General features: G+C 60.8%; 14 protein-coding genes. 7 read left to right on the top strand and 7 right to left on the bottom strand.

Features of this window, described 5'->3' with window-relative positions:
* Positions 1 to 13: 13 nt before the first annotated feature.
* Positions 14 to 1,201, bottom strand: coding sequence for an aminofutalosine synthase MqnE (mqnE, locus tag MJQ68_RS16095; protein ID WP_238752182.1), 1,188 nt, complete (start codon positions 1,199 to 1,201; stop codon positions 14 to 16).
* 73 nt (positions 1,202 to 1,274) lie between these two features.
* Positions 1,275 to 1,901, bottom strand: coding sequence for a hypothetical protein (locus MJQ68_RS16090; protein WP_238752181.1), 627 nt, complete (start codon positions 1,899 to 1,901; stop codon positions 1,275 to 1,277).
* 165 nt (positions 1,902 to 2,066) lie between these two features.
* Here MJQ68_RS16090 and MJQ68_RS16085 point away from each other — a divergent pair, with 165 nt between their 5' ends.
* The gene (locus MJQ68_RS16085; protein ID WP_238752180.1) at positions 2,067 to 3,881 is read left to right on the top strand and encodes a sulfatase-like hydrolase/transferase; all 1,815 of its coding nucleotides are present in this window, start codon (positions 2,067 to 2,069) and stop codon (positions 3,879 to 3,881) included.
* 6 nt (positions 3,882 to 3,887) lie between these two features.
* Here MJQ68_RS16085 and MJQ68_RS16080 read toward each other — a convergent pair whose 3' ends face one another.
* A complete protein-coding gene (locus tag MJQ68_RS16080) occupies positions 3,888 to 4,928 on the bottom strand; it encodes a hypothetical protein (protein WP_238752179.1) in 1,041 nt (346 codons plus the stop codon).
* Positions 4,929 to 5,406: 478 nt separating this feature from the next.
* Positions 5,407 to 10,374, bottom strand: coding sequence for a putative type IX secretion system sortase PorU2 (porU2, locus tag MJQ68_RS16075; protein ID WP_238752178.1), 4,968 nt, complete (start codon positions 10,372 to 10,374; stop codon positions 5,407 to 5,409).
* A 142-nt stretch (positions 10,375 to 10,516) separates the two neighbouring features.
* Between porU2 and MJQ68_RS16070 the strand changes: the two genes are divergently transcribed.
* Positions 10,517 to 11,023, top strand: coding sequence for a hypothetical protein (locus tag MJQ68_RS16070; RefSeq protein WP_238752177.1), 507 nt, complete (start codon positions 10,517 to 10,519; stop codon positions 11,021 to 11,023).
* Positions 11,024 to 11,369: 346 nt separating this feature from the next.
* Here MJQ68_RS16070 and aspS read toward each other — a convergent pair whose 3' ends face one another.
* Positions 11,370 to 13,142 (bottom strand): aspartate--tRNA ligase, encoded by a 1,773-nt coding sequence (gene aspS / locus MJQ68_RS16065; RefSeq protein WP_238752176.1) that lies wholly within the window; start codon positions 13,140 to 13,142, stop codon positions 11,370 to 11,372.
* A 345-nt stretch (positions 13,143 to 13,487) separates the two neighbouring features.
* On the opposite strand from aspS, the gene MJQ68_RS16060 reads away from it, so the two are divergent.
* From MJQ68_RS16060 to MJQ68_RS16050, 3 genes are read left to right on the top strand one after another with little or no spacing between them, the layout of a single operon-like run.
* On the top strand, positions 13,488 to 14,966 hold the full coding sequence (locus tag MJQ68_RS16060) for an SUMF1/EgtB/PvdO family nonheme iron enzyme (RefSeq protein WP_238752175.1): 1,479 nt from the start codon (positions 13,488 to 13,490) through the stop codon (positions 14,964 to 14,966).
* Between the two features lie 33 nt (positions 14,967 to 14,999).
* Positions 15,000 to 15,764, top strand: a complete 765-nt coding sequence (locus tag MJQ68_RS16055; protein WP_238752174.1) for a T9SS type A sorting domain-containing protein — start codon at positions 15,000 to 15,002, stop codon at positions 15,762 to 15,764.
* A gap of 17 nt (positions 15,765 to 15,781) precedes the next feature.
* Entirely contained in the window at positions 15,782 to 17,260 is a 1,479-nt protein-coding gene (locus MJQ68_RS16050) for an SUMF1/EgtB/PvdO family nonheme iron enzyme (protein ID WP_238752173.1), read from the top strand.
* A 7-nt stretch (positions 17,261 to 17,267) separates the two neighbouring features.
* On the opposite strand, the gene MJQ68_RS16045 is transcribed toward MJQ68_RS16050, so the two are convergent.
* Positions 17,268 to 18,680, bottom strand: coding sequence for an ArnT family glycosyltransferase (locus MJQ68_RS16045; protein ID WP_238752172.1), 1,413 nt, complete (start codon positions 18,678 to 18,680; stop codon positions 17,268 to 17,270).
* 77 nt (positions 18,681 to 18,757) lie between these two features.
* On the opposite strand from MJQ68_RS16045, the gene MJQ68_RS16040 reads away from it, so the two are divergent.
* Together MJQ68_RS16040 and MJQ68_RS16035 are read left to right on the top strand one after the other, a co-directional pair.
* On the top strand, positions 18,758 to 19,453 hold the full coding sequence (locus MJQ68_RS16040) for a DUF2490 domain-containing protein (RefSeq protein WP_238752171.1): 696 nt from the start codon (positions 18,758 to 18,760) through the stop codon (positions 19,451 to 19,453).
* Positions 19,454 to 19,477: 24 nt separating this feature from the next.
* Positions 19,478 to 20,293: a glycosyltransferase family 2 protein gene (locus MJQ68_RS16035; RefSeq protein ID WP_238752170.1), complete on the top strand. Its 816-nt coding sequence runs from the start codon at positions 19,478 to 19,480 to the stop codon at positions 20,291 to 20,293.
* On the opposite strand, the gene MJQ68_RS16030 is transcribed toward MJQ68_RS16035, so the two are convergent.
* Entirely contained in the window at positions 20,279 to 21,967 is a 1,689-nt protein-coding gene (locus MJQ68_RS16030; protein ID WP_238752169.1) for an ArnT family glycosyltransferase, read from the bottom strand. The two genes, MJQ68_RS16035 and MJQ68_RS16030, sit on opposite strands and share 15 nt — an antisense overlap.
* Between the last annotated feature and the right edge of the window lie 49 nt (positions 21,968 to 22,016).

Genomic DNA, 22,016 nt, shown 5'->3' with positions numbered 1-22,016 from the left:
GGGTGGGGAAGGGCTAAACGACCGGTAGGGCCGTATACCCCCGGTACTCCTTGTCGCTGGCAAACCCCACGTCCGTGAAGTCCTTCAGTACACCGTAGAGGGTGTCGCGCTCGATGGGTTGGCGGCCGACGGAGCGGATCATCTTCACCAGGTCTTCGGTGCTCATGGCTGGGTGCTGCTCGCCGCCGGCCATGGAGTAGATGCGGGTGGTGTCGTCGATAGTGCCGTCCAGGTCGTCGACACCAAAAGCCAGGCTGAGCTGGGCGGTAGTGCGGCCGATCATGGGCCAGTAGGCCTTCACGTGGTCGAAGTTGTCGAGGTACAGCCGGCCGATGGCGTAGTTGCGCAGATCCTCCACGACGGTGGTCTCGGGCAGGTGACTGAGCTCGTTGTTCTCGTTGCGGAACTTGAGGGGGATGTAGGTCTGGAAGCCGCCCGTCTTGTCCTGTAGTGCCCGCAACTTCTCCAGGTGATCGATGCGGTGCCCGTAGTTCTCGATATGGCCGTAGAGCATGGTCGCGTTGGAGCGCATGCCGAGCTCGTGCCAGATCTCGTGGATGCGGAGCCACTGCTCGCCCGAGCACTTGCCACCGGCGATCTGGTCGCGGATCTCATCGGCGAAGATCTCGGCACCGCCGCCGGGCATACTGTCCAGACCGGCCTCCTTCATCAGGCGCATGCCCTCTTCGTAGCTGATCTTGGCTTTTTTAAAAATATAGTGGTACTCCACCGGCGTCAGCGCCTTGATGTGCAGTTCCGGGCGGTGGGCCTTGATGCGTTGAAACAGCTCGGTGTAGAAGGGTACATCGTACTGCGGCAGCACGCCTCCTACGATGTGGACCTCGGTCACCAGCGTATCGTCGTACTTCTTGACGATGTCCATGATGTCCTCCAGGCTGTACTCCCAGCCGTCTTCCCGCTTCTTCATGCGCCGGCTGTAGCTGCAGAAGCTACAGGTGTACAGACACACATTGGTAGGCTCCACGTGGAAGTTACGGTTGAAGTAGGTGCGGTCACCGTGCTTCTGTTCCCTGACGTAGTTAGCCAGTGCACCGAGGTAGCCGAGGGGGGCTTCTTCGTACAGCAGCAGGCCGTCGGCCGGGGTCAGCCGTACACCGTCGTAAATCTTGCGGGCGGCGGCGCGCAGGTGCGGAGAAAGGGTCGGGTCGCGAAGGACCATGGCTACGGACGGCGTGTGCATGTGTGGGGAGATTGGGGACGTCTATTCAACACCTCAGTCAACTTTCAGTTTTTTCTGAAAGCAACTAATCGACTTATTCAATACGAACGACGGTGAGCTTGATGTGGTATCCGTCCGTGCGCCAGTCTTCGCGGTAGACTACCGTGATGGGCTGTCCGCGAGTGAGGGTCAGGCGGCGTGCGATGGCCCGGGGTAGGGTGAACGTCTGGGTGCTTCCTTCGGCAAGCAGCACGCGCAGTCGGTCTCCGTTGGGGAGCTGCGTAAGGGTGCCGCTGGCCCGCAAGAGGGTAGGCACTTCCCGCGTAGTGGTGGCCGCCGGACTAGCCGGAGGCTCCTTATCCACCTTGGGGAGTCGGGCTTTTTTCAGCAGGGGGAAGTCACTGTAGTGAAGCTCGGGTTCGAGGGTTCCGGGAGCGAGGGCGCGTAGTAGGGGGCAGTCGGCGGTCAGTGGCTCTACCAGCAGTTCCCCGAGACGGCGGCGGTCGCTGGCTTTACGGGGCGATAGCTGCAGTTCGGCACGGATACGACTGGCGTAGGCGGTGCTGATCGTGAGTACACAGCGGTTGGCCTGCAGGCGGGGGTAGACGAGTTCGGGCGTAGCGTGCATGCAATCACAGACCTTCACGGCTAGGGTGTCAAGGAGAGGCTGGGCGCTGAGCGCGCCCGTCAGGAAACAGCAGCATAGCAGACGAATGAGCATACTGGATAGGAGGTGGTATGTACTAAAGGTAGAAAAGCTCTGCTGGTTGCCACTAGCAGTCGCTGATAGCCTGGCCGGGGCATACTGTCAAGGTAGGCTGCACAGCGATCGGATCAGCTAATCTAGCAGGATAGCTAAGCTGCGAATCGACTTACTTTAGCTAGTATGCGCACCTGCCTCCTGGCCCTGTTTGGCTTACTCCTCTGTACCTGCACTACATCGACGGTTACCGGGCTGGAGGAGGATACTTCCGGGGGAATTGAACGTCCGAACATCCTCTTCATCCTGACGGACGATCAGGGCATCGGCGACCTGTCTCTGCACGGTAACGATAGCATCAGTACGCCGAATATGGATGCCCTGCTGCAGTCTAGTGCCAAATTCGACCGCTTCTACGTCAGTCCGGTCTGTGCACCCACGCGGGCCAGCTTTCTGAGCGGACAGTACCACCCGCGTACCGGGGCCGTATTCGTGACGCGGCGGCGCGAGACTATGGATGATGGGGTCGTCACCCTAGCCGAGCAGCTGCAGCGCCTGGGTTACCGCACCGGACTGTACGGCAAGTGGCATAACGGAGCGACCTTTCCCTACCACCCGGGCGGACAGGGCTTCGACGAATTCCTGGGCTTCACCCTGGGGCACTTTAACGACTACTTTCGGGGGGAACTGCGCGACGAGCGGGATGAGCCGGTCCCCTTTGTGGGCGATCTGACGCAAATCCTGTCCGACTCAGCGGCCCAGTTTATGGTACATACCCCGCAACCCTTCTTCTGTATGCTTACTTACCAAGCGCCGCATACCCCCGTGCAGGTGGCCGACCGGTACTGGGAGCGTAAGCAGGCGCGGGGCCTGAGCGATTACAATGCCGGTATCTACGCCATGGTAGAATCCGTCGACGACCGGATCGGCGAGCTGCTCGACCGGCTGCGGGCCGCAGGAAAGCTAGAGAACACCATCGTAGTATTTGCCACCGACAACGGACCCAACGGCAACCGCTACCGGATGGGACTCAAAGGCACTAAGGGGCAGGTAGACGAGGGAAGCGTGCGGGTCCCCTTCAGCATCAAACTCCCCGGTGACCATCCGGCCAACGGGCGGGTATTCACTACTCCGGCTGCACATATCGACCTGCTGCCTACGCTACTCGACCTACTCGGTGAGCCGGTACCGGAGGACCTGGATGGCGTGAGCCTGAAGCCGCTGCTTGACGGCGGACAGCTCACCGAGCGTTACGTGTACGCCTTTCAACAGGGCTACGACTACACGGGCTACCCTGGCAGTATGCGCGATAGCCAGTACCTGTACGTAGCGCGGGATAGTACTAGCCATGAACTCTACGATCTGTCCCGCGATCCCGGCCAGACTACCAATATCTACACTACTGCTGGCGATACCGGTGCGCTACTAGCCGCTACTTACCAAAAGTTCGCACTCAGTATTGGCAGGCCGGACTTGGTGGCTCCCCAGATAGCCCTGGACGCGGCCCCGGGGCCGGTACGCCTGCTGGCCCATGAGGGCGAACCGCTGGGGCGTACCCACTTCCGGGATACATATGGCTGGGCCAACGACTTCTTTGTGGACCTGGGGATAGACGGTGCATACTGGCCGATTACCACCGACCGCGCGGCCAATTACGCCGTTACCTTACGTTACGCACTGAATGCTGCGTCAACTGGGGTACATGTTGACCGGGGTGAGGACCCTGGATATAAGCCTGATGTAGGTCAGGCAGTAATACTTCGGGCAGAAAATGGCCCCCCGCTGGAGGCCACCCTCCCGGCAACCAAGGTGGAGCAACTTCCCGTCGCCGACCGCGTTGAACGCAAGGAGGTGTACCCCTACGATTGGGCGGAACACGAGCTCGGTATTCTAAGCATACCTGCGGGCAGCAGCGAACTCACTATCAGTACCCCCACCCAGACCGGTGTCGAGACCGGTCTGTGGGTGAAGGAGGTGACCCTGTACCGGGTGCAGCGCTAGCCGCGCTCAGGGCGCTATACTAAGGCGTAGCGTGGTAGTGCCTACCTGTAGCATATATAGGCCCGGCCGGACACCGATCGGTAGCGCAAGCGTCCCGTCGGGGCCAATAGTCAGTTGAGATACGCTACTTCCATTAGTATGTCGCAATACTGCCCTACGGGGACCCTCCTTCGGCAGACCGGTTAAGTGTAGCCGATCCCCTGCTGCCGAGATGGGATTAGGGTAAGCAACCAGCGGTGTATGGTATTCCCCCATAGTAACGGCACGGATGCCGAGCTGCCGTACGGTTCCGTCGAAGTCGACCTGTTCCAGTTGGTAGTAGAGGGTTGCACTACTGGTGGGGGTTCGATCAAGGTGGTGGTAGGTACTTACCTGCCCCGTAGTACCCCTACCGCTGATGGAGGTCAGATGGGTAAACGAAGTGGCATCGGTACTGCGTAGCAGCCGGTAATAGTCATTGTCGGTCTCATCAGCCGTCTCCCACTGCAGCGCTATTCCCTCGGGATGGGCAATGGCACTGAAGTACGTTACCGTGACGGGTAAAATGCCACCAGTGTTGAACTGACAGGCTCCGGTATAGGGTTGGTCGACCGAAAATAGGGTAATGTTGATGCTTAGGCATACCAACAGATCAAGCCTCAGGAATGCCGTATTGTAGTAGTCTGCGATCTCCGGACCGACCAGGCTACCAACTACTGCCCCTCCGGCAACCACGTCGAGACGAACGTTGCGGTCAGTCACTTCCAGGCGGGTATGCTTGCTGACTAGCGCACTGGCTAGCAGGGTAGGATGGGTATGATCATGAAACTTGATGTACACATCGCGCAGGTCGATAAAGGCGGTCAGGTCTACCGCGCCGACTCCCTCGTGGAGAACCAATGTACAAATGTCCTCCGGTACGCTGCAAGCCGGAGAATAGCTCAGCTTATCGTTGACCTTGCTGATCTCACAGGCACAGGAGGCTGCGGACCCAGGAGGCTTACCGGATGCGGTGAAAGAGAAGAGCAGCAGCAAGCTGACGAAGTAAGGTAATGTGTAGAAGTTCATAGTCATAGTATTTAAGCATGAGGGGGGTGGTCGGCTGCGGAGCAGACGTTCAGCCCGGACACAAGCCAGGCAGTACACCCCTGGAAGAGGGTGGATAAGGACAATTACACCGTTGGGGGTACCTGCGTACCGCCCCTAGTCCGAGCTAAGAAGCCAGGAGGGATTAGAGGCCGGGCTACCAGTGATGACCCTCGCGAAAGGGAGTCCACCGGATAGCTCACGCCAAACAGCTAAATCATAAAAAGGAAGAGAGGGGGGGAAGGGGTGTTACCCTAATCCTGCCCGGTGGGCAACGTGTATGTCATAGTGTAAGTAGTTTAGTACAGGTGAGATACATCAACAAATGAAGATATATTGTATAACCTTACCTGAATATACGAAAATATTGTCTACATAGATTTATGTAGAACAATATTTTGCAATATCTACTAAATACAAAACTTGTCGTGTATCTACACGGGATAGTACTAAATGCGGATCACCGCAGGATAACCACCTTGCCAATGCCATTGCGGAAGTACTGATCGGTACCATTGTCGTAAGCCTCGAGTGCGTCGCCCTCCCCGTCAGAGGTAATGACGCGGTAGAGGTATACGCCGTTGGCTAACAAGTCGCCATACTCATCGGTACCATCCCAACTGAAGTCGGTCTGGTGGGTGCCGGGGCTGATGTCTTCGTAGGCCAGCAGGTCGATATCGCGCACGACCCGGCCGCTGACCGTCATGATCTGAATGCGGAACACGTCGGGGGCGGCATTGCCGGTGAGGGTATAGACGAAGCGGGTCTGGCTGGTGAAGGGGTTGGGGTAGGTCAGCACGTTGGTAATGAGCTGGGCGTTAACTACTTCAAAGGACTGCTGGTAGGCCAGCTTACCCGAGGCATTCTTGGAGCGGTCGCTGGCCTGGACGACCAGCGAGTAGGTACCGTCCTGTAGCAGTTCGGGCCGGAAGTATACTTCGGCCATATTCTCTCCGTCAGGGTTAGCGGCGATGAATTCCACCCGGCTGTCGGCCATGCGGATGGTCTCCTTCGCGCCATCGGGGGCGGTGAGTTGAATGAAGTAGGCACTCGAATCGTCCAGGCGGCGGAAGGGGCTCTCGTCGCGCAGTTGCATTAGGATCTCGGGCTTGGCGCTGATGAGCTCGCCGTCGCGGATGCGGTGGCCGTCGTAGTATACTTTCAGGTCGGGCGCGATACGATCGGAAACTACCCCCAGGTCCGTATTCAGGAAGTTGTTGAAGGTGAAGGTTTCGGGCTGATCGCCGTTGGGGTTCAGGGTGAGCTGTAGGCGGATGCGCGTATCCTGTTCGCTGATGGGGAGGTTGAAGGTGACGATACCCGATCCCCGGCCATCTACCGGGGCCTGCCGCTGGCTAAGCTCGGATACGTCGTTCTGCTCATTAATTACGGTAAGGGCGATGAGTAAACTATCCATAGCTGTCGGAGAGAGGTTCTCGTAGCCTACGGTGAACTTCGATAATTCTCCCTGAGCCAGACTCTCCGGCGCGGAATAGGCGATGCTGGGACTTACCGCCACATCACCGGGCCGGATGTAGTCGATATAGATCTCGTCCACGGAAGCTACCGAGCGATCTACCTCGTCGTAAAGCTCCAGGCTGGCGAGTAAGTAAGGATATGCCTGTGCGCTGTAGCCGCTTAGGTCATAGGAGTAGGTCCGCTGCTCACCGAGCATCAGCGGGCCACGCTCGAGCAGGGTGCGTTGTCCGCTCTCCGTTTCTCCGTACAGGTAGAAGTAGGCACTATCGGCCGCACTGATGTGGTCGTTGCGGAAGCGGATCGTCATATCGCGCCACTCCAATGAAGGGCCGACACGATCCGACGTATAGTAACCCACGGAGCGGTTTTCGTAAACGGGCACTAGTATCTCCGTACTGGATGCTTGGTCCGAAGCGATGGCCTCCGCCAGGGCCCCTTTCCCCTTGACGTAGGCGAAGGTATAGGGAACGGAACCCAACTGCTGGAGCAGACGCACTTGTTCGGCTCCCTCGTCTTCCAGTACCCCGTAAATCGTACGGCCCACGCGGGCGGAGTCCGCTAACCAGGCGTCGCTGTGGTACTCGATTTCTCTGCCACGCTGCGCGGAGTACACGAACACGTACCGGCCCGGCTCGATGCCCTCCTGTAAGAAACGGATAAGGCCCTCGCGCCCCTCGGGGGTCCGGGTATCGAAGCTCCAGGGATCCGCCCGACCGGGCACGGAATTATAACTTCCGTCTCCACTGATATCCCATCTGCTATTATTGGTGCTGTCGATCACGAGTACCTGTACACCGGCTCTCACCCTCCAGGGGTGCGGGGAGTTAAAGCGCGTACCGTTCCAGACCAGCGCGGGAAGATTCCGGTCCCGGTATACGGCATTCTTTAGCTGGACGTCGTTGGTGTTTCGGCCGTACCGCCAGATGGGATCGCCGGTGTCGACGATCAGGTCTTTCATAGTCCCACTGGACAACTGACCTGGGTCCTGTAACGCAAAACTCACCCGATCCTCGGTCTGGTCAGTCAGGTAGGTGAAGCTGCTCTGACTCCAGATGAATCCGGCGTCCTCCGTACTGGTACTATCGGGACTAATACGCCAGTAGTAGGTGGTGCTATCCTGCAAACTGAAGGTGGGTGTGTACCGGATGACTCCACCGGGGGATACAATATTTACGTCCGCGATCGGGCTACGAAAGCTTAGGTCATGCGCAACCTGCAGGCGGTACTGCCGCTCGGGCGCGAGCGGATCGGAGGAACTAGCGATGAGCTCTACCCCCGGACCCACCACGGCATAGGGTGGGGGATAGGCGGTCTTGGCTGTGTTGGCAATGACGGTAAAGGGAGTACCCAGCGCATCACCTACGCGCAGCTCGTTATTAGCTTCTGCAGCGGCGGGGGCCTCGGCGATCTGGTCGTCGGCGTCTACTGTGATCAACAGGCGGTTCACCCCCACCGCTTCTAGCCCTACATTTGGGAGTTGTACGGTGACGGACTCATCGTAATAAGGCACCGCCATTCGGTAGTCGGTCAGGTCGCGCACTTCGCCGGAGGGAAGCTGCTGGCGAAAGTGCAGCAGTAGGCTATCGGGCACGTCCGCTGCCTTACTGCCCAAATTGAGCGTGCGCAGCTTAACCATAAAGGAGGTGTCCTGAGCCGGTACCACGTTGGGGTCTACGCTGGTCTGACTGGGATCGATCACCACATCGGGACCGGGCCGGGGGTGGAACCGAAATGCGGGGTCACCACTCAGAGAAAACTGCTCCAGCAATAGCCCCATGGTATAGTTGCTGGTGCCGGCATAGTCGCTCACTACGGCCTTTAGCGCATCTCCGATGCCCTGTCCGTACTGCTCGTTACCGACGTGGTCAAACACAGACCGGCCGAATACGCCCAGCGCGCTGATGAAGCCGATACCCTTAGAGGCCGCAAAGGTAACAGCCCCACCGTCCGGCAGAAAAATGAAGCGCTCACTGATACTGCGAGACTCCGTGAAGGCGTCGCCGCTGTAGCAGCCGAGGCTCATCATGAAGGGGTACTTATCCTTGTTGTTGTAGTTGTCCGGGTTGTCGATATTAAAGTCGAAGCCCTGACTGCTGGAGTGCCCGTAAAACGTAATGATGGACGTACCTGCATTAATGCGCTCGAAGATGGCTTCCTGACGGGTGGTCTCGATGGGATCGGAACTGGTACGGAACACACTGGTGACATTGCCCCCGAAGGTGCTCTTCTCGAAGATGTCCTCCATGGTCCCCAGGTTGTACCGGATGGAGGCCTGCTCACTCGGCGACTGGCCGCCCCCGAGGAACAGGGCCTGCTTCATCCAGTCCAGGTCCTCGATGGTCTGTCCGGCCAGCTCGATCTGCTGTTCGACAGCGCGCAGCTTGGTAGCGTAGATGGCTACTTCTTGTGGCGTGATAGCGGCCAGTCGGCCGGTCGCCAGCCGGGGGGTCACCTCGCCCAGCGGTGCTGAAATGAGGTTGTCGCTGGCGGGTAGTCCGTAGCCAGGTACGAAAAAGGTCTCCTGCGCATCGGCCAGGTCCGCCGCGTTTCGCAGACTGGTGTACTCCCGGCCCTTACCGATGATGAATAGGTACCGAAGGCCGGGGGCTTGTGCCAGGGCAGCGTCCACATAATTCTTCATGGCCTGCGGATGCCGCCCGTAGCCGTAACCAAAGCTGTCGTACAGGTCTTCTACGTAGACGGTGTGTACGTGGTGGCTCCCCCCGAGGGCGGAACTGCGGTGGGCAGCTACCGCATCGATGCCGGCACCGCTTAACCGTCGGCTGGCCAGGATGAGGTAGGTCGCATCGGCCGCAGGAAGGGTTTCCTCCAGCGTAACCGTTGAGGTGGCCGCGGGCGCGGGTGCGCGGGCCATGAGTTGAAAGCGGCGTTCGCTAGTTGCTGCGGGCAGGATAAATTCATCTCCGGCGGGGCGGTAGACCGTACCAGAACTCAGCTCGTAGAGCCGCGTACCCGCCGGCAGGGAGGCGAAGCGCAGGGTCGTGGCCCCGCCGGCCGGCAGGGTGAAGTAGAGCTGGTCATCGCTTAGGGTAGTCGCAGCGGGGTAGCTGATCTGGATATAGGCCAGATTCGCCTTGTCCTGGTCACCGGCCAAGCCCTTGATCTTTACATTCGCGCTGGCCTGAGCGGGGAAGGTGTACTGCTGCGTCTGTACGCTCCAGTCCTGGTTGCGCCGCTCGTCGAGTTGCTGACCGTTGACGGAGATCTGCTGGAGGTGGTTGTCTCCGAAGGCCAGTCCGTACCGCAGCGTCAGGGTAGCGGTGCCGGAGGTCACGGCGGGCAGGTCGAGCTCGGTGACGGTCTCCGTAGTGCCGTTGCTAGACAACAGGTCGCCGCTCTTGCGCGAGCCGTAGCCTTCGGCCAGCTCGTAGTGGGAAAACAGGATGGTATTGCTATTGTCGCGGCGGTAGAACTTACTCTGGTGGTCACTGAACACCCGCTCGGCCGTCCGGTAGATCGTTTCGCTCACCGGCCCCGCACCCGCGGCCCCGCCCCCGGTGGTGAAGCGTGGGGCTGCGGTACCTGCCGCTGCTACACTGAGGTAGTACACGGCCGTATCGGTGTGCATGCCGTAGCGGGGGTTGAGCTGCTGCTGCTGCCCCTGCTCGAACAGGTAGGTGTCCAGCTCGCCCCGTGCCTGCTGCCCGTAGAAGTACAGTCCGTCCGCTGCGATCTCCAGTGGCACGGCCTGCCCGAAGTGGTGTAGAATATACTGGCCGGCGGCCGGGGCGGTGAGGGCAAATCCGGCGGCCTGCAGCGTGGCCGGGTCCAGGCGGTACATACCGTCTTCGGTCACCGCGATCTTGAGGTAGGTGGTACCGGGCGTGACCCACTCATTGCCGTACAGCTCCCCCCGGGGGGTGGCCATCTGGGCGACTAACGAACTGACGAAGAGGAGAGAGACAAGTAGCGTAAAGGTGCGCAGCATAGACCGGGGGGATAAAACTCTGGATAAAGGTAACGTCCGGCCCAGACGGATAGATACGGCCGGAAGCGGGAAAGTGTCCGCTATGCGCTATTTCACCCGCCCGGCTGCTATATCCCGCGCGGTTTTGGATATTTGCCGGACTATGTCGCTACTCCCCACACTATTCCGTTCCGCTTTGCTGTGTTTGCTCCTGTCGTCGTGCCTGGGCGAAGAGGTGCCCGCCACTACCACGGTGGCCGCCCCCTCCAGTGACCTGACCAACGACCTGCTCGGGACCTGGGAGACGGTTGAGCTAGATATACAGTACGCCAGCTTCCAGGGTGGGGATACGGCCTACGCCGAGCTGATCCAGGAGGCGGACTGGGGGCGCAAGTACGGCGTCAGGCCACCCAGTACGGTGTTTACGCCCGACGGTAAGTTGCGGCGTACCCACCGGCTGCGCAGCGGACAGGTAGCCAACGTAACCCACGGCATCTGGCGCACCCAGGGGGACAGCCTGCTGGTGATCGAGCCTAACGTGACCTATACCTACTACCCCGATCTGCGGGGCGATCGCCTGCAGCTCACCGGGATCACGGATCAGGATAAGGACGGGGAGCGGGACGATACCTACCGGGCCGTCTACCGCCTGGTGAGCCGGACCCGCTAAAAAAGCGAAAGGCGCTCCGGTGTGAACCGCAGCGCCCTCGCCCGTTAGAATGGTAGTTAACTTATACGATACAATCTCAAGTAATACAAGGAGTGTTGTTCAGTAAACAGTGTCAATAGTGTCACATAGCCTAACGCAGTACTGCCAGGAGGCACGCACTTAAAATCAGAAAAAAAGGTGAATACGTGTTGTCGTCAATAGTGTCAATAACCGAGCCGGAGACCGGAACACAAAGCTAAACCATATACAAATAGGTGCGCGGTCGTGCAAGTCGGTACGACAAATATACGCCGCAGGCCATACTTCGGATCGATCCACACCTTTTTTCTGATAGATATACGAAACTTTAACGTTTCTCCGCAGCAATCTCTAGGCTCAGGCCGAGTTCTTCGAGCTGTTTGGCATCGATCAGGGCCGGCGCGTCGATCATCACGTCGCGGCCCTGGTTATTCTTGGGAAAGGCAATGAAGTCGCGGATCGAGCTCTGTCCGTTCATCACCGCGCACAGCCGGTCGAAGCCGAAGGCAATGCCCGCGTGCGGCGGCGCTCCGTACTCGAAGGCACCCATCAGGAAACCGAACTGCGCCTCGGCCTCCTCGGGAGTGAAGCCCAGCAACTGAAAGTTCTTCTCCTGCAGACTCCGGTCGTAGATCCGCACCGAGCCACCACCTATCTCCGCGCCGTTGATGACCAGGTCGTAGGCATCGGCCTTCAGGGCCTTCATGGTTTCGTGATCGCCGGTCAGCATCCGCTCCACTTCCTCCCGCTTGGGACTGGTGAAGGGGTGGTGCATGGCGTGAAAGCGCTGGCTCTCTTCGTTCCATTCCAGTAGGGGAAAGTCGACCACCCAGAGGGGCTTGAACACCCCGGCGGGGATCATCTCGTGCTCCGCCGCTACGTGCAAGCGTAGGCTGCCGAGTTGTTTGCGGCTAGCTTCCTCCTCCCCGCTCAGTACCAGCAGCAGATCGCCCGCCTCGGCACCGGCGACCGCGGCCCAGGCCTGCAAAGCTTCCTGATCGAAGAACTTGTCTACGCTGGATTTAATACTGCCGTCGGCGTTGAACTTGGCGTACACCAGTCCCCGGGCACCGATCTGCGGGCGCTTTACCCAGTCGGTGAGCGCGTCGAGCTGCTTGCGGCTCAGGTCGGCCTTGCCCGGTACCCGGATGCCTACCACCAGCTCGGCCGCGTCGAACACCTTGAAGCCCCTGCCCTGGGCTACCGCGCTGAGGTCCACCAGCTCCATGCCGAAGCGCAGGTCGGGCTTGTCGGAGCCGTAGCGGCGCAGGGCCTCGTCGTACTGCATACGGGGGAAGTCGCCCAGCTCCACCTGCTTGACCTCGCTGAAGAGGTGGCGGGTGAGCCCCTCGAAGGTATTCAGCACGTCCTCCTGGGTCACGAAGGCCATTTCGCAGTCGATCTGCGTAAATTCTGGCTGGCGATCGGCCCGCAGGTCCTCGTCGCGGAAGCACTTCACGATCTGGAAGTAGCGGTCGTAGCCGGCCACCATCAGCAGCTGCTTGAAGGTCTGCGGACTCTGCGGCAGGGCGTAGAACTGCCCCTCGTTCATGCGGCTGGGTACGACGAAATCGCGCGCTCCTTCGGGGGTAGACTTGATGAGGTTGGGGGTTTCTACCTCTACGAAGTCCTGCCCGCCCAGGTAGGCGCGCACGGCCAGGGCCAGTTTAGAGCGGAAGAGCAGGTTTTGCTGCAGGGGCCCGCGGCGCAGGTCCAGGTAGCGGTACTTCATGCGCAGGTCGTCACCCCCGTCGGTCTCGTCTTCGATGGTGAAGGGGGGCACCTTCGATTTATTGAGTACGGTGAGCGTACGGGCCAGTACCTCTACCTCGCCGGTGGGGCGGTTGGGGTTCTTGCTAGTGCGCTCGCGCACTTCCCCGCTCACCTGCACGACCCACTCGCGGCCCAGCTTACCGGCCTGGTCGGCCAGGGCGGCATCGTCGTCGCTGTCGAATACGACTTGGGTGATGCCGTAGCGGTCGCGCAGGTCTACGAAGGTGAGTCCGCCAAAATCCCGGCCGGCCTGGACCCAGCCGCTGAGGGTTACTTCTTGGCCGGCGTCGGGGAGGCGGAGCTGGCCGCAGGTGTGGGTACGGAACATGGGAGCGGGGGGTATAAGGGGGCTAAGGGGTTAAGGGCGGCAAAGGTAGGGTAGGGGACCGACTGGACGGGCACGGCAGTGGGCGGGGCCGCCGGTGCGGGGCAAAGCGAACGATCAAGCGAAAATGGAGCTTGACCTGGCGGTTGAAGTCAGTTGACTTTAAAAAGTAGTTTCAACACATAATTTTGTGTGTTTCGCTTCCGTTTTGGCTCCGTCCACTGGTTAATACCAGGGACCCAGTTAGAGGACCGAAGTTCTTCCGAACCACCGCAGATCCGGTTTATGCCGGTACGGCTGCTTGCGTTTATACGCAGTGGGCCCCGGGGGGAATGCTAATTAATCCCAATGAAACAGTGTACCCTGTCAGTGCTATTCCTGCTGCACCTCTCCACGGCTTGGGCTAATGACATCTTTGTTTCGAATGCGCAGACGCTTCGGCGCAACCTGAGTACCGGCACCACGACCCTGTCCTTCGACCTGACGTGGAGCAACAGCTGGCGGATCGAGGGCGGGGCCGATAACCACGATGCCGCCTGGGTATTCATCAAGTACCGTGCGGGCAACAGCGGCTGGCAGCACCTTACCCTCAAGGGGGTGGATAGCCAACCCACTGGCGCGCAAATCGACCTATCGGCGGACACACGGGGGGCGTTCATCTACCGCTCTGCACCCGGCTTCGGTACCTCTACATTTAATGATATCGTGCTGGTCTGGGACGATGCGGCCGACAACCTGCCCAAGGGTGCGGTCGTGACCCTGAAGGTGTTTGCCGTTGAGATGGTCTACGTGCCCGAGGGCCCCTTCTCGCTGGGCTCTAATGGCGGACTCACCTCGGAATTTTACCGGGTGACGTCGGAAGCCGCCCAGCGCACTCCCTATCGCGTAACCTCGGCCGAAAGTATCCCGGTAGGGACTGCGGTGGGAAACCTGTACTACGCCACGAGTCAATTTAGTGGGGACCAGGCCGGACCGATCCCGGCCGCTTACCCCAAGGGCTACCGAGCATTCTACTGTATGAAGTACGAGGTGTCACAGCGGCAGTACCGTGACTTTTTCAATACCCTTACGGCGACCCAGCAAGACACCCTCGGCCTACGAATATTCGACGCAAAAGCGTCTCAGGGCGAGGTGAACCGCAACGGCCTGGCCTGGACGGCTGGTAACGAAGCCACCACTACACTACCCGACATACCGATGAACTTCGTCATGACCGCCACGATCAATGCCTACCTCGACTGGAGTGGACTGCGGCCCATGACGGAGCTGGAGTATGAAAAGGCCGGGCGCGGCCCGGTGGCTCCCGTAGCTGGCGAACGAGCCTGGGGTACGGCAGCGAACCTTAGCGCACGCTTCTTGCTGGCTAATGTCGATACACCGAATGAGCAAGTAACCAATGCTCGCGATACGATAGGCGCTGGGAGCGCCTCCTATATCAGGACCTCCCCGGCTAATGCCAATACTAATGGCCCTCTGAGGTGCGGCATCTTTGCGGCCAATTCCCAATCACTCCGTCGTGCGGAAGCCGGAGCAAGTTTCTACGGCATCCTGGAATTATCCGGCAACCTGTACGAGTCGATCGTTACGGTAGGTACGCTTGCGGGGCGCAGCTTCGTAGCACAGCACGGTGACGGACAGCTTACCCCCAATGGATTTGCCAATGAAGCCAGTTGGACTAACGGAGGAGCAGCCCAGGGTGCCCGGGGCGGCAGCTACGGCACGGGAGCGGCGGATATGGCCCTCTCCAGCCGCATCTACCCGGTCATCAATCATCTCGCCCAGGGGGTAGTCGGTTTTCGGGGCGTGCGCTCCTATCCCGCTAATTAAGCCGGTCCATCCCTCAACGCCAGTCCATCTTCTATGCGCCTCCTCCTTCTCCTTCTCTGTCTACTGTCGGTCGCTACCGCCCGGTCCCAGTACCGGGGGGGAGCCGGTCGGGGCGAAGCCACCCAACAGCCGCCGCAGACCACGCTGACCGGTAGCCCCACCAGTATGATGTACGGTGGGGGCACGGGCTCGGGTAGTGCGCAGAGCCAGTCGGCTACCGCACAACCCTCGCTGCCGCTGACTCTGCTCGACTTCACCGCTACCGTAGTAGCCCAAGGCGTAGCCCTAGCATGGCACACTGTGCGGGAAGAGTCAGTTGCACACCTTACGGTCGAGCGCTCCGCCGACGGGGTGCGCTTCCTTTCCATCGGAAGGCAACCGGCGCGCGGCACACCCTCCGATTCCTCCGCCACCACTGCCTATGCTATGACGGACAAACAGCCGCTGGCGGGATTATCCTACTACCGACTCCTGACTACGGACCTGGACGGCGCCACCCACTACTCCGGCGTGCGTACGGTGCAGTTCACTGCTACGGACTGGTCGTTCGATCTCTACCCCAATCCCACCTACGGAGGCAGCTGTACGCTGCAGCTCAACGGTCCGCCGGACCGGGGGGAAACACTGCTGCGCGTCTTCAACATAACCGGTCATCTTCTCATCGAGCGGACGCTATCTGCCGAGGGTTCCCGGGAGGTGGTGCTGGCACCGGCGGGCTTACCCACGGGTACCTATGTCGTACAACTGCGTCGGGCGGACGGTCCGGTGAGCAGTAAAAAACTGGTCGTGCTCGACTGACCCTACATTCTCTACCTATGCGCAACCGTTTCCTTCTCATTACGTGGCTTACACTGGCCTTGGTCACTAGTCTGCCGGCAAATAATATTCAGGTATCCGATGTCCGGATCGACCAATTATTCAAGGATTCACAGTATGCGTACGTAAATCTCGACGTCAGCTGGGAGAACAGCTGGCGCCTCACCACCGCTCCGGGTAATTACGACGCTGCCTGGACCTTCGTGAAGTACCGGGAGGGAGACGGACCGTGGAAGCACGCCACTATTCTGGGAGCCGCCGGGGTAACGGGTGCGAATATTGCCCTGACTGCAGACCAGCGTGGAGCATTCGTGTACCGTAGCTCCGCCGGCACCGGCGCGGTAAATTTCGACAACGTACGGTTGCTGTGGGACTACGGGGCCGATGGAGTTGAAGACTATGCGCTGGTAACGCTACAGGTGTTTGCCATTGAGATGGTGTACGTCAATCAGGCGTCCTTCTACCTGGCTGATGGGCAGGGGGAAAAGTTTTACCCTCTACTTCGGAACAACTCCGGCGGCGGGTCGGTGGTCTACCGGGTGACGTCAGAATCACCCATCGTGATCGGAACGGCTGCGGGAAACCTCACGTACGGTACCGGCGGTACGGCTGGCGGCGGCGGCGATAATGGCACGCTGCCCGCTGCATATCCGAAGGGGTTTAAGGCCTTTTATTGTATGAAGTACGAAGTCACCCAGCAGCAGTGGGTGGACTTTTTCAACACGCTCACCCCTACGCAACAGACCACCCTCGATATCACGGATGCAAGCGGTAAGGCCAGTCAGGCCGTCGTAGTCCGCAATGGGGTCACCTGGTCGGGCTCCGGTCCGGCGAGCACCTCCCGGCCCTTTGTCCCCGTAAATTTTGTATCCCCCGCCCGTAGCGCGGCCTTTCTTGATTGGTCGGGACTGCGGCCCATGACCGAGCTAGAGTTCGAGAAAGCAGCCCGCGGCCCCCTGACTTCCGTGACCGACGAAGGCGTATGGGGCACTACTACCCGGGCTCAGACCGCCTACACGATCGCGAATCTTGACCTTGCCACCGAGCGCATCTCCAACCCCTCTACTACCGCTGGTAACGTAGTGTACTCCCTTACGCAACCCACGGAAGTGGCTGCCCAGGGGCCCCTGCGCACGGGCGCGGTAGCCGGTAGTCCCGCCAGTCCGACCCGGCAGCGCAGCGGTGCTGGCTACTACGGAGCCATGGACCTGGCCGGCAACGTATCCGAGCTTACGGTCACGGTAGGCAACGCTACCGGGCGAGCCTTCAATGGCCTGCACGGAGACGGTACACTTACCACTACCGGTGCCTCCAACGTAAGTACGTGGCCCCCCACCAATACCGGCTACGGGGAGCGGGGGGGAGACTACTCCCTGACCTTTTACTTCATATATACTTCAGAGCGGGAATTTGCGGCCACTACGTCCAATGCCGGAATTGCCCGGCGGGGCTTCCGGGGCGTACGTACCGCACCCTAAGCCCTGCTTACTTACGCACCCACACCCGTACCTCCTCATCCACATCGCCCGCTACGCGGAAGTGCTCGAGTAGGCGTCGCGTCAGTGGCGTATCGGATCCGGCCTTGTCGGTACCACCCACCAGGTATTTCACCCGGGGATTATCGATGATCGACTGGGCCACCCGCTGCTCGTCAATCTCCAGCGCCGCCGCATGGTGGGCCGAGTACAGCAGGGAAGGATGCGCGTAGGGGGTAGGTAGCGGACGGTCGAGCAGGTGGTAGGTGATCTGAAAGCCGTTGATGGCAAAAAAGGTCTCCCCGGGCTGTAGCCGCGGACGCAGGTATGCCGTGATCGCCTCCGGACGGGCCTCCTTTGCCCCGTAGTACAGCGCATACGCCAATCCAATACCCAGCACCACCGCCCCCAACCCGATGAGTACACCGCGCCGTTGCCACACCTCCCGCCACAGCAGCCCCGCCGTAGCTCCCACCCACAGGGCCACCACGGGGTGTAGTTGTACCTGGTAGTGCCCGTAGCGCTTGCCCGTGATCAGGATCACGAAGGTGACCAGTACGAAGTGCAGGAGGAGGTAGGCGAGCCACTGGATCTGCCCCTTGCTGAACGACCCACGCACCAGCGCGGCCCCGCCCGCAAGGATGAACGGACTGTAGCGCAGCAGGTAATCACCCATGTACTTCAGGCGCAGGTACCAGGGTAGCTCGATGGGGTAGGCCCCGGCCACTTCCACGCTGTAGAAGTAGAGTGCCGGCAGCAGGTCGAGCTGCCAGTAGTAGGCCACTACACCGGCTACGGGCAGCGCCCAGGTACCCACGAGGAGTAGCCCCTGACCGATCATCCGGCGCAGGTTATTGCGGTAGTGCCATACCAGGAAGAGCCCCACGGCACCGGCCTCGGCCGCCGCGAAGGGTTTGATGATGAAGGCCAGGCCCAGCAGGAGTCCCGCCCAGCCCCAGCGCTTGCGGGGGGCGGCTACGCTGATGGCTACGGCCCAGATCGTGAGTGCGTTGAAGTAGTGCTCCGTATTGGGGGCCATGCCGTAGTGGGCGTAGATGCTGCACATGAGCACGTACAGCACCCCGGCTACGTAACCCGCCGTGCGGTCGCCCATAGCGCGCAGATTGGCGACGAACAGGCCCCAGGAACCCAGGGCTACCGCCACCGTAGTGGCCAGCCGCAGCAGGGGGATGCTGCCGCCGGTGATGGTGTTCAGGAGCGCGTAGATCCAGAAGATGCCGATGGGCTTAGTGTCGACCACGTCGCGCAGGTAGACCTTGCCGCGCAGCAGCTCGTCGGCGATGACGATGTAAGTGCTCTCGTCGTGGTCGATCACCGAGACAAAAAAGCTACCCCAGCGCAACGCCACGGCCAGCAGCAGAAAGAACCAGAAGGGCGGCAGACGGGGGAGGCGTACGGACATAAGAAGGGCCGCAAAGGTAGAGCGGCTAAACATATGGTATGCCCCCGTGTATGATTCCCTTACGTATGCACGGATCTATGCTTCGACTTTTCCCACTTTTACTGCTGTTTATTATTAGCTCGTCCACTGCGGCCCAGACGTCCGTCGATGAGGACCAGCTCGGCGCCTGGTACATGTACTTCTTCACCGCCCCCCTCGGCAGTGGACCCCTGGGCGTACAGGGCGATGTACAGTACCGGTCCTGGAACGCCGGCGGCGACCTGGAACAACTACTACTGCGCGGCGGGCTCACCTACCGCCCGCAGGAAACGCAAGTGCTCCTCACCCTGGGCTACGCCAATATCACCAGCGGTACCTTCGGAGACAGCGATGCCACCAGTGGCGAGAGCCGCGTGTACCAGGAGGCGCTGCTGCCGCAGCGGATCAGCGACCGCGTCCGCCTGACCCACCGCTTCCGCTACGAGCAGCGCTGGGTGGAGGGGCAGGACTTCCGGACCCGCTACCGCTACAATATCTTCGTCAACGTGCTGCTCAATAATACCGAGCTGGAACGCAACACCCTCTACCTCGCACTCTACAACGAGCTGTTCATCAACGGACAGACCAGCATCGGGAACGGCCGCACGGTGCAGTTCTTCGACCGCAACCGCTCGTACGCGGCCCTCGGCTACGGCCTGCGCGATAATCTGCGGGTGCAGCTGGGCTACATGCGGCAGCGCATCGTAGCCTATGCCAAACCCCAGGTGCAGCTGAGCCTGCACCACAGCTGGTAGTGACCCGACCGCTACCTTTGCCGTATGCCGCAGGCCTCCGTCATCGTGTCCACCTACAACAGTCCGGCCTGGCTAGAAAAAGTGCTCTGGGGCTTCGAGGTGCAGACGCGGACCGACTTCGAGCTCATCATCGCCGACGACGGCTCCGGTAGCGAAACCCGCCAGTTCATCGAGCGGTATCGGAAGTCTTCCGCCCTGGATATCCAGTGGGTATGGCACGAGGATGCCGGCTTCCGCAAAACGGAGATCCTCAATAAAGCCATCGCCGCGGCACGGGCGGACTACCTCGTATTTACCGACGGCGACTGTATACCCCGTCAAGATTTTGTCGCTACGCACCTGCGCCTGCGCCGCCCCAATAGCTTCCTGTCGGGCGGCTACTATAAACTTCCCCGTTCCCTGAGCGAGCAGCTTACGCAGGCCGATGTAGCCAGTCAGCGCTGCTTCACTGCCGGCTGGCTGCGCCGACGGGGCAAGCCCACCTCCATCAAAGACCTCAAGCTCATCCAGTCGCCCCGGGCCGCGCGCCTGCTCAATCGCCTGACCCCCACCCGGCCCAGTTGGAACGGCCACAACGCCAGCACCTGGACCCGGCACGTCCTGGACGCCAACGGCTTCGACACCCGCATGAAGTACGGGGGCGAGGACCGCGAGTTTGGGGACCGGCTCCTCAACGCAGGCCTCCACCCCGTACAGATCCGCTACGCCGCCGTGTGCCTGCACCTGGATCACGATCGCGGCTACGTCACCCCCGGTATGGTAGCTGCCAACCGCCTGATCTGGGACGAGACGCGGCGGTCAGGCAGTACCCGCACCCCCTTCGGACTAGTCCAGACGTAGGGGGAGGGACACGCTCTGGTCCCGCAGCGGCGGCATGCCCCGGTAGGCCAGTCCGAAGGCCAACTGTACCTCGCCCGGAGCAGTGCCCGGGGGTATGGTGACCGTACCGGTGTAGAGCGGGGTCACGGTATCTGCCGGCAGGGTAGCGGTCTCCAGCGGACCGAGCTTCCAGAATACCTTCTCCCCGTCCGGGTACCAGAGGATGGCGTACAGCTCCAGGGGCAGCTCACTTTCGAGCCGCAGCGGGAAGGGTGCCCGGGCCAATATCCGCACCGGAAAGGGCTGACCGGTGCGCACGGTCTGCGGTAGGTCTACCTCCGGCAGGAGTTCTACCCGCCAGGCGAGCTGAAAGTCCTCCACTTGCTGCAAGCGCATCATGCCTTTGGCGGGTACAAAATCCTGCGCCGTAGGACTATCCCAGTTGCCCTGTCCGAGTAGCCAGACGGTGCGGCCCTGGTAGGCGGTATCACGGTCCCAGAGTCCGTACTGGTTATTGCGGTAGGCTACGTCGGTAAAGGTCCAGGCCGGCCGGCCGCTATAAAACTCGTACAGCGAGGAGATGCGGTAGCTGTTCTCTACGATCACCGGTTGCTCTCCCGTCAGTTGCTGTAGCCGCTCCACCCAGGGTGCGTTGTCGAAGGGCTTGGGGAAGGGGAGCCACTCACGCGGAGCCATCAGGGCCAGCCGACCGATCAGCAGCAGCGCGCCGGTGATCCAGCATAACCGCAGCAGCATGCGCCGGCTGGCGGGCGACCACTGTCGGGCGGCGGTATAGGTCAGGTACACCAGGGGTATGCTGAGCAGGGCCGTCCAGTGCGCCTCCGTTCCCCCCTTGGAGGTGCTGGCCAGGAAGAACAGCAGCAGGCCCACGATCAGCCAGCGGCAGCTGCGCACGAAGCGGTCCGCCGGCCGGCTCTGCACGAAGGCCCGCCCGTAGTGATACAGTAGAAAAGGACTGAAGATCAGCAGCTGGTTCGCTACGTACTGCACCGTGTACTTGAGCTGGTAGGCATCGTCGCGCCCCCGTAGGTGGTAGCGGAAGGAGGGGTAGTCGTGCACCACTTGCCAGTACAGGTGGGGTACGTACAGTAGCGCCCCGGTCACCACCGCCAGCCAGGCGGCAGGTTGGCGCAGTAGGTACAGCATGTGCGGCAGCACCGTAAAGGCGATCAGCAGCACCCCGTGGTACTTCGTGTACAGCACGCCGGCCATCGTGAGGCCCCAAACCAGACTGCTACCCCAGTCCGGCTGCCGCAAAAACCGCCGGAAGGCCAGCAGGTACAGGGCTGTAAATAGTAATAGCGGTCCGTCCGGCGTGGCTATGAAACCATACACCTGTAGGAAGGGCTGGGCGAACAGCAGCGCCGCAGCTAGTAGCAGATCGCGCCCCTGCGGCCGGTCGAGTAACTGGTACACCGCCGTCACGGTAGCCGCGCTCACCAGTACGGTACCCAGCCGCAGCCCCAGTGCACCCGGCAGCCAGTCGCGTCCCAGGGCCACCACCAGGGCTACTGCCGGGGGGTGATCGAAGTAGCCCCAGTCAAGCCGGCCGGCGTACATCCAGTAGTAGGTCTCGTCGGGGTCTACGGGGGTGAGTCCGGCCTGCAGCAGATTCAGCAGTACCCAGGCCAGCAGCAGCCAGACGGGACGAAGACAGAAAGTAGGGCTGGACATTACTGGGGGTACTTCACCGATCAGGCGGGCGGGGACGCGGGTGCAGGGT

The sequence above is a fragment of the Neolewinella maritima genome, assembly GCF_923081025.1.
GTDB lineage: Bacteria > Bacteroidota > Bacteroidia > Chitinophagales > Saprospiraceae > Neolewinella > Neolewinella maritima.
The sequence above is the reverse complement of the archived record's forward strand: the minus strand, read 5'-3'. Positions and strand labels throughout refer to the sequence as shown.

Coding starts and splice junctions, on each gene's coding strand:
- mqnE (WP_238752182.1), bottom strand. CDS start 1,201: ATGCACACGCCGTCCGTAGCCATGGTCCTTCGCGACCCGACCCTTTCT.
- MJQ68_RS16090 (WP_238752181.1), bottom strand. CDS start 1,901: ATGCTCATTCGTCTGCTATGCTGCTGTTTCCTGACGGGCGCGCTCAGC.
- MJQ68_RS16085 (WP_238752180.1), top strand. CDS start 2,067: ATGCGCACCTGCCTCCTGGCCCTGTTTGGCTTACTCCTCTGTACCTGC.
- MJQ68_RS16080 (WP_238752179.1), bottom strand. CDS start 4,928: ATGAACTTCTACACATTACCTTACTTCGTCAGCTTGCTGCTGCTCTTC.
- porU2 (WP_238752178.1), bottom strand. CDS start 10,374: ATGCTGCGCACCTTTACGCTACTTGTCTCTCTCCTCTTCGTCAGTTCG.
- MJQ68_RS16070 (WP_238752177.1), top strand. CDS start 10,517: ATGTCGCTACTCCCCACACTATTCCGTTCCGCTTTGCTGTGTTTGCTC.
- aspS (WP_238752176.1), bottom strand. CDS start 13,142: ATGTTCCGTACCCACACCTGCGGCCAGCTCCGCCTCCCCGACGCCGGC.
- MJQ68_RS16060 (WP_238752175.1), top strand. CDS start 13,488: ATGAAACAGTGTACCCTGTCAGTGCTATTCCTGCTGCACCTCTCCACG.
- MJQ68_RS16055 (WP_238752174.1), top strand. CDS start 15,000: ATGCGCCTCCTCCTTCTCCTTCTCTGTCTACTGTCGGTCGCTACCGCC.
- MJQ68_RS16050 (WP_238752173.1), top strand. CDS start 15,782: ATGCGCAACCGTTTCCTTCTCATTACGTGGCTTACACTGGCCTTGGTC.
- MJQ68_RS16045 (WP_238752172.1), bottom strand. CDS start 18,680: ATGTCCGTACGCCTCCCCCGTCTGCCGCCCTTCTGGTTCTTTCTGCTG.
- MJQ68_RS16040 (WP_238752171.1), top strand. CDS start 18,758: ATGCTTCGACTTTTCCCACTTTTACTGCTGTTTATTATTAGCTCGTCC.
- MJQ68_RS16035 (WP_238752170.1), top strand. CDS start 19,478: ATGCCGCAGGCCTCCGTCATCGTGTCCACCTACAACAGTCCGGCCTGG.
- MJQ68_RS16030 (WP_238752169.1), bottom strand. CDS start 21,967: ATGTCCAGCCCTACTTTCTGTCTTCGTCCCGTCTGGCTGCTGCTGGCC.